This window comes from Oribacterium sp. Sow4_G1_1 (assembly GCF_052116105.1).
Classification (GTDB): Bacteria; Bacillota; Clostridia; order Lachnospirales; family Lachnospiraceae; genus Oribacterium.
On record NZ_JBQKLS010000031.1, the window covers coordinates 1 to 6,857 of the forward strand.

5 protein-coding genes and 4 tRNA genes are annotated in these 6,857 nt (G+C 52.5%); all 9 read left to right on the forward strand.

Translation table 11 applies throughout. The annotated features are described in order from the left end of the window. Window positions 1-209: 209 nt before the first annotated feature. Window positions 210-283, forward strand: a tRNA-Asp gene (locus tag ACTQ52_RS12020). Between the two features lie 38 nt (window positions 284-321). Further along, window positions 322-403, forward strand: a tRNA-Tyr gene (locus ACTQ52_RS12025). 40 nt (window positions 404-443) lie between these two features. Continuing rightward, window positions 444-516, forward strand: a tRNA-Val gene (locus tag ACTQ52_RS12030). A gap of 23 nt (window positions 517-539) precedes the next feature. Continuing rightward, window positions 540-613 (forward strand) — tRNA-Met (locus tag ACTQ52_RS12035). A 218-nt stretch (window positions 614-831) separates the two neighbouring features. Next, window positions 832-2,439, forward strand: coding sequence for a DNA polymerase III subunit gamma/tau (gene dnaX, locus ACTQ52_RS12040; protein ID WP_441982750.1), 1,608 nt, complete (start codon window positions 832-834; stop codon window positions 2,437-2,439). A gap of 17 nt (window positions 2,440-2,456) precedes the next feature. Continuing rightward, window positions 2,457-2,792: a YbaB/EbfC family nucleoid-associated protein gene (locus ACTQ52_RS12045; RefSeq protein ID WP_410044187.1), complete on the forward strand. Its 336-nt coding sequence runs from the start codon at window positions 2,457-2,459 to the stop codon at window positions 2,790-2,792. Continuing rightward, window positions 2,792-3,388, forward strand: a complete 597-nt coding sequence (gene recR, locus ACTQ52_RS12050) for a recombination mediator RecR (RefSeq protein WP_410044188.1) — start codon at window positions 2,792-2,794, stop codon at window positions 3,386-3,388. Before ACTQ52_RS12045 ends, recR begins: the two co-directional genes overlap by 1 nt. Before the next feature lie 24 nt (window positions 3,389-3,412). Then, entirely contained in the window at window positions 3,413-5,530 is a 2,118-nt protein-coding gene (locus tag ACTQ52_RS12055; protein WP_441982751.1) for a tetratricopeptide repeat protein, read from the forward strand. Between the two features lie 269 nt (window positions 5,531-5,799). Further along, a complete protein-coding gene (locus ACTQ52_RS12060) occupies window positions 5,800-6,456 on the forward strand; it encodes a CvpA family protein (protein ID WP_441227460.1) in 657 nt (218 codons plus the stop codon). The last annotated feature ends 401 nt before the right edge of the window (window positions 6,457-6,857 follow it).

Below are 6,857 nucleotides of genomic sequence, written 5' to 3' on the forward strand. Positions count from 1 at the left end.
GCTGTAAGTGCTGCAAAGCATTCAGGTGATAGTTACTAATAGGTCGAGGGCTTATCCAATGTGCGCAAGACGAGTGAAGCGTGAAGATTTACTTCCACATTCACGAGTATGTGGCATCTACGACAGTAGATGTGCTGGTAGGTTTGATGTTGACAATCTAAAAATAATTTGCTATATTTCTCAGGTGTACAGTTTTCAAGGCACGATATGGCCCGGTGGCTCAGTCGGTTAGAGCGCCGCCCTGTCACGGCGGAGGTCGTCGGTTCGATTCCGTCCCGGGTCGTTTGTAAATCTTCTGATTTACATCACAATTTCATATTTGGATGGGTTCCCGAGTGGCCAAAGGGGGCAGACTGTAAATCTGTTGTCACTGACTTCGGTGGTTCGAATCCACCCCCATCCATTTGAAGCCTTTAAGGTTTCACTGTTGTTTTCAGCAGAATGGGGTCTTAGCTCAGCTGGGAGAGCATCTGCCTTACAAGCAGAGGGTCACAGGTTCGAGCCCTGTAGGCCCCATTATTCTATTGAAAACCTATTATCGCGGGATGGAGCAGTCTGGTAGCTCGTCGGGCTCATAACCCGAAGGTCGTTGGTTCAAATCCTTCTCCCGCAACTCTGACACAGAAGATCATCCATATGGATGGTCTTTTTGTTTTAATTGAAAATCTCCACCTGGCCTTGTATAATCTTCATTAGTTTACATTGCCGTACCAGGCTTATCGCTGCTTTATGCAGCTGAAACCGCATTTCATAGGCGCTTCCCATCGACTGTACATACATCGATCGACGGATAAGCGGATGGATGCATATAAGAACAAAAGAGGTTTTTCATTGAGTTATACTGCACTGTACAGGCGATGGAGATCCCGGACCTTCGATGAGATCAAGGGCCAGGATGCCATCACTGCGTCATTCAAAAATCAAATCATGACCGGGCGGATCGGGCATGCCTATCTTTTCTGCGGTACCCGTGGAACCGGTAAGACCTCCGTCGCGAAGATCCTCGCACGTGCAGTGAACTGCGAGCATCCGATCGATGGAAACCCGTGCAACGAGTGTCCGAGCTGCCAGGCGATCCTCAGCGAGTCCAGCATGAACGTCGTAGAGATGGATGCAGCCTCCAACAACGGTGTCGATGACATCCGTCAGATCCGGGATAAGATCCAGTATCCACCGGTCGATGGTAAGTATAAGGTCTATATCATCGATGAGGTACATATGCTCAGTCAGTCGGCCTTCAATGCGTTTCTGAAGACGCTGGAGGAGCCGCCATCCTATGTCATCTTCATCCTCGCGACGACCGAGCCGAATAAGATTCCGATCACGATTCTCTCACGTTGCCAGCGCTATGATTTCAAGCGCATCACGACCGATACGATCGCTGCAAGACTGCGTGAGATCTCGGATGCAGAGAATATCCAGGTTTCCGATGAAGCGCTGCACTATATCGCGCGTTCCGGGGATGGTTCCATGCGAGACGCCGTATCCCTGCTCGACCAGTGCTCCGCCTTCCAGTTTGACCGCCGGATCGAGTATGAGGATGCACTGAGTATCCTGGGCGCGGTGGATACCGCCGTGTTCTCAGATCTCGTGCGCGCGCTTTCGAAGAAGGATGTGAAGACCGGGCTGCAGCTCGTCGCCGAGGTCATCGATCAGGGCCGTGAGCTCAGCCAGTTCGTCTCGGATTTCGTCATGTATGCACGGAATATGCTGCTCGCCTCCACAGTGGATGACCTCTCGGGTCTGGTGGATATGTCGAGCGAGAATCTGAAGCGCCTGAAGGAAGATGCTTCACTTCTCTCGACGGTCGAGCTCATGCGCTATATACGCATGCTGAGTGATCTCAGTAATCAGCTCCGCTATGCGACACAGAAGCGGATCCTGATTGAAACGAGCTTCATGAAGCTCGCATACCCGGAGACAGATGCAAGTGCGGAGGGGATGAATGCCCGCCTCGCGGAGATCCAGCGTACGCTTCGGAACCTCCCGGCCGGTACCCCGCTTCCAGCAACTGCAGCGAGCGCCAATGCAGGCGACCAGAACAACGTCGCTCCGCAGCCGGCATTGGCCTCCACACCGAAGAAGGTGACGCTCCCGCGCGCGCAGTATGAGGATCTCCAGCTCCTGAAAAAAGAGTGGAGAAGCATCTGTGCGGCCATCACCATCCCGGTACTTTCGGCAGCGCTCCTGCGGGATGAAAGCTATGTGCGACCGGATCGCGATCGATCCGGCATGACGATCGTGACGAGAAGCCGGGCGACGGCCCATCTCCTCGAGCAGGAGGCGAGCATCCCTGAGATTCGTCGGATCGTCGCAGAGAAGTACCATAAGGATATTCGCTTCTCGACGGTACTCTCGGAAGAGAATGAGGCAGCAACGGTTTATGTGACCGATGAGGATCTTTCGAAGATCCATATGCAAGTAGAAACAGAAGGATAAAAGAAAAGGAGTTTTTTATGGCGAAGCATGGTGGATTCCCGGGTGGTATGCCGGGTATGAATATGAACAACATTATGAAGCAGTATCAGCGTATGCAGCGTAAGCTCGAGGAGACCCAGGAAGAGCTTGCAAAGAAGGAGTACACAGGCCAGGCCGGTGGTGGCGCAGTGAAGGCGACCGTCACAGGTGCGAAGGTACTCACGAAGCTCGAGCTGGACAAGGACGCTGTGGATCCGGAGGATGTAGAGACCCTCGAGGATATGATCGTCGCCGCTGTAAACCAGGCACTGGAGAGCGCTGACGAGGATTCGCAGAGCCAGATGGGTAAGCTGACCGGAGGACTCGGTCTCTGATGGAATACTTTTCGAAGGATATTTCGAGACTCGTGAGTGAGCTGTCCCGGCTTCCTGGTGTCGGACAGAAGAGTGCACAGCGCCTGGCCTTTCACATCATCCATGCGCCGAAGGAGCAGGCGACCGAGCTTGCAGAAGCCATCGTAAATGCGAGAAACAACGTACACTACTGCAAGATCTGCTGTACGATCACCGATCAGGAGATCTGTCCGATCTGTGCATCCGAGGAGCGTGACCACAGGCAGATCATGGTTGTGGAAAACAGCCGTGATATGTCCGCCTATGAGCGCACAGGTAAGTACAAGGGCGTATACCATGTACTTCACGGTGCCATCTCGCCGATGCTGGGCATCGGTCCGGACGACATCCGTCTCAAGGAGCTGATGGCCCGCCTGCAGGGAGATGTAGAGGAAGTCATCATCGCCACCAATTCTTCACTCGAGGGAGAAACCACGGCGACCTATATCACGAAGCTGATAAAGCCGCTCAACATCAAGGTGTCCAGAATCGCCTCCGGCGTACCGGTGGGTGGTGATATCGAAAATATCGATGAGGTTACATTACTTCGTGCACTGGACGGAAGAATAACGCTATAATAGGATCCTAAGGAGAAAAACCAAATGGATAAGTACGAGTTTAATATCAAAGCAGAGCAGATGCGCAAGATGGCAGAGCAGGGAGACTATAAGACCGCGATGCAGATCGCCGATACGATCGACTGGCGTCGCGTTCGAAATGCAAATCTTCTTTCCTACGTCGCGGATATCTATGAGCATAACAGTGAATATGAAGAAGCAAAGGACATCCTTCTGCTGGCGTTTGAGCGTGCCCCGGTCGGCAAACGCTTTCTGTACAAGCTGGCTGAAATATCCGTCAAGGCAGGCGATCTCCAGGATGCGCAGGAATTTTATCACGAGTTCTGTGAGATGAGCCCGGACGATTCCAGACAGTTTCTCCTCCGCTATCTGATTCTGAAGGCGAAGGGGGCCAGCGCTGAGCAGCTCATCGCACCGCTCGAGGAGTATACCTCTCTGGAAGTGGACGAGGAGTGGCTCTATACCCTCGCGAAGCTTTACAGTGAAGCAGGCTGCGAGGATGCGTGCGTCCGCACCTGTGATAAAATCATGCTTCTCTTCGGTCTCGGACAGTATGTGGATAAGGCCATGGAGCTGAAGCTTCAGTATCGCTCCCTTTCGAAGGAGCAGATGGACCTCGTGGAAAACCGCAGCAAGTATGAGGAGAAGCTCCGCAAGGTATCCGAGGAGTATGCTGATACCGATGGAAATCTCGTGGAAGCACAGAGTCCGGTCGTAAAGGCAGAAGTTGATGCCGAGCTCGCAGCTGAAACACAGTCTGAAGGCACGACAGATACGATCACCACGCCGTTATCCGAGGATGTGCAGCCGTCGTCCGAGGAAAGTGCGACCATCTATCAGAAGAGCGCGGAAGCCAATGCAGGCGACCAGCCTGCATATACCACAGCCGCTGATTCGATGGCCGCCGCTACGACTGTTTCAACGGCCGCTGTAACGGATCCGATCGTGGCGTCTTCTACCTCAGCGCAGGGTGCTGCACAGACATCCAATCATGATATGCAGTGTGCAGCCGCTGATGCGGTGAAAGCCATCCAGAGTGCGGTGCATAAAATTCCACAGAAGGAAGAAGAACTCCACAACTACCATATGATCATCGAGGCGAAGACCCGTGCGGATGGACTGAAGATCGCCATCGACGAAATCAAGTACTTCCATGATCTCTATGGATTTAATTTCAAGGTTGCGAAGACAGATGCCACGAGACTGAACGAGCGTGGCTTCGCGGCATTCGTGCCGAAAATCGCCGGGAAGGACCTGATCGTCGAGAATGCCGGTGCGCTGACCTATGATGTCGTCGATGAAATCAGCGATTATATCGATACACTCACAGACTCGAGCTCTGTCGTGCTCGTGGATGTCATGGACCACTTCGATCGCATGGCAGAGGATCGTCCGCTCTTCATCAAGAAGTTCGATCTCGTATCGGACATCGAGGAAGAGGAGGATGAACTCGTTGAGGATGTGGATCTCGATGCACCGGTACAGGCAGACGCTGCCGTGGAAAACGAGGAGACGGCAGCTTCAATGACGGTGCAGAAGCCGTCTCCGGCGGCTTCCTTCAGTGAAGACCGTACACCGGTCCCTCTGCACGGAACAGAGAATAGGAGTGCAGAAGCGGATGCACCGGATAAATATGTGGATACCTCAGCAGTTCCCGTGGCGGCAGCAGCCTCCACTGTGGACAGCGCATACGCTGAATCGCAGAAAAACCAGGTGGATTCCGCAGCAGATGCTGTGGATTACCCGGCAGAGACAGCGGACGCGGATGGGGACGATGAGGAAGCATTGACCGAAGAAGATGCAGATACAGTCGCTAATGAAGCGGCACAGCCGGAGGAGCCGCTTCCGGGAGATTACTACCAGGAGATGAGCGTCGAGGACTTCGCGAATTATGCACAGCAGTATGCACGTGAAATCGACTGTGTGCTCGTCGGAAAGACCGTGCTGGCGCTCTATGAGCGTATCGAGATGATGCAGGAGGATGGCGTCGAGCTCACAAAGGAAAGTGCGGAAGAGCTGATCGAGGAAGCAGCAGATAAGGCAGAGGCACCGAGCCTCGGAAAGAAGCTGACCGGCATGTTCCATCCGAAGTATGATAAGGAGAACCGGCTGATTCTTCGTGAAGACAATTTTATCGGCTGATGCAGCATACAGCGCGCCCCTTCTTCCACGAGGGGCGCCTTTTCTTTACTGTTCAGTCGTAGCTCAGTGGACGGCAGACGGAAGCACAGTACTTATGAGGCCGGTGAAATCTAAGCCAGGAACTCCAGGCGGCCTGATTTCACACGTCCTCTTTGTATGGTTTCCGGCTGCTGTCCGCCGGGCTACGACTTGACTTAACTATGTCTGAAGAGCTGTAAGGATTTTAAATAGAATACATCAGAAGGGCGATGATGTAGCAGGAAGAAGCGATGACGGAATTAATAACAATTGTAATGAATGGATGGGTGCAGATCGGCGTGGCGGCATTTATGGTCGCGATGTTTCTCTATGGCTACCGTAAAGGGCTCGTGCGCATGTCGGTGAATATCGTATCGATCGTTGTTTCACTGATTGCGACGCGCATGCTTCTTCCGACGGTACAGAGCTGGATCGACCAGAATCCTGTGCTGCGGGAGCTGGTGGCACAGCGCGTGGAAAAGATCGCATTCGGAGAAGGGCCGGCAGCAGGCGCAGCAAGCGAGAGTGTCGACCTTTTTTATCAGCTTCTGGGACTGGATAAGCTGACAGATTATATCGCAGATCGCATCACCGGCATGCTTGTGAGTGTGATCACCTTCGTACTTCTTCTCATCGTCGTGACGCTGCTCGTGAAGCTTGCGTTTGCGATCCTTCAGCGTGTAGTGGAACTTCCGGTTCTGAACTTCATGAATCGCACACTGGGTGCCGTACTCGGTCTCGTGGAGTCCATCGTCTATGTATGGATATTTCTGATTGTCATCAGTTTCCTGCCGGAAAATCCGCTGACCCTGCACATCGCGATGCAGTTTAACGATCCAACGACCTGGCTCTTCTATCTGAAGGAGGCGAATATCTTCGTCCATATCTTCGAGGCATGCGCCAGCTGAGTACCCGTTTAATTTAACTAAGTAGAGTCCCGGAGGGGCGTCAACGGAGGCCATACGCAGAGACCGGCTTGATTTCACAGGGTCTCTGCGTATGGCCTCCATTGCCACCCCTCCCCGCCTAACTGTTACCTGAAGTGTAAAAAAAATAAAAAAATATCAGATTGGTGCTTGACAGCGCACGTCATGTTTGTTAAAGTATGTCAAGTCACCGCGAGAGAAACGAATTTACAGATTCTTTTCAAGCGAATGACAAAAAGAAATTTTAAAAAGTGCTTGACAAAAGCGAAACAGTTTGCTAATATATACAAGCTGTCGCGAGACGAGAGCACAACGAACCTTGAAAATCAAAGATCGATTAATACACAGACCCTGAAGATTCTAAAGAATTTTCAGAGACCAGC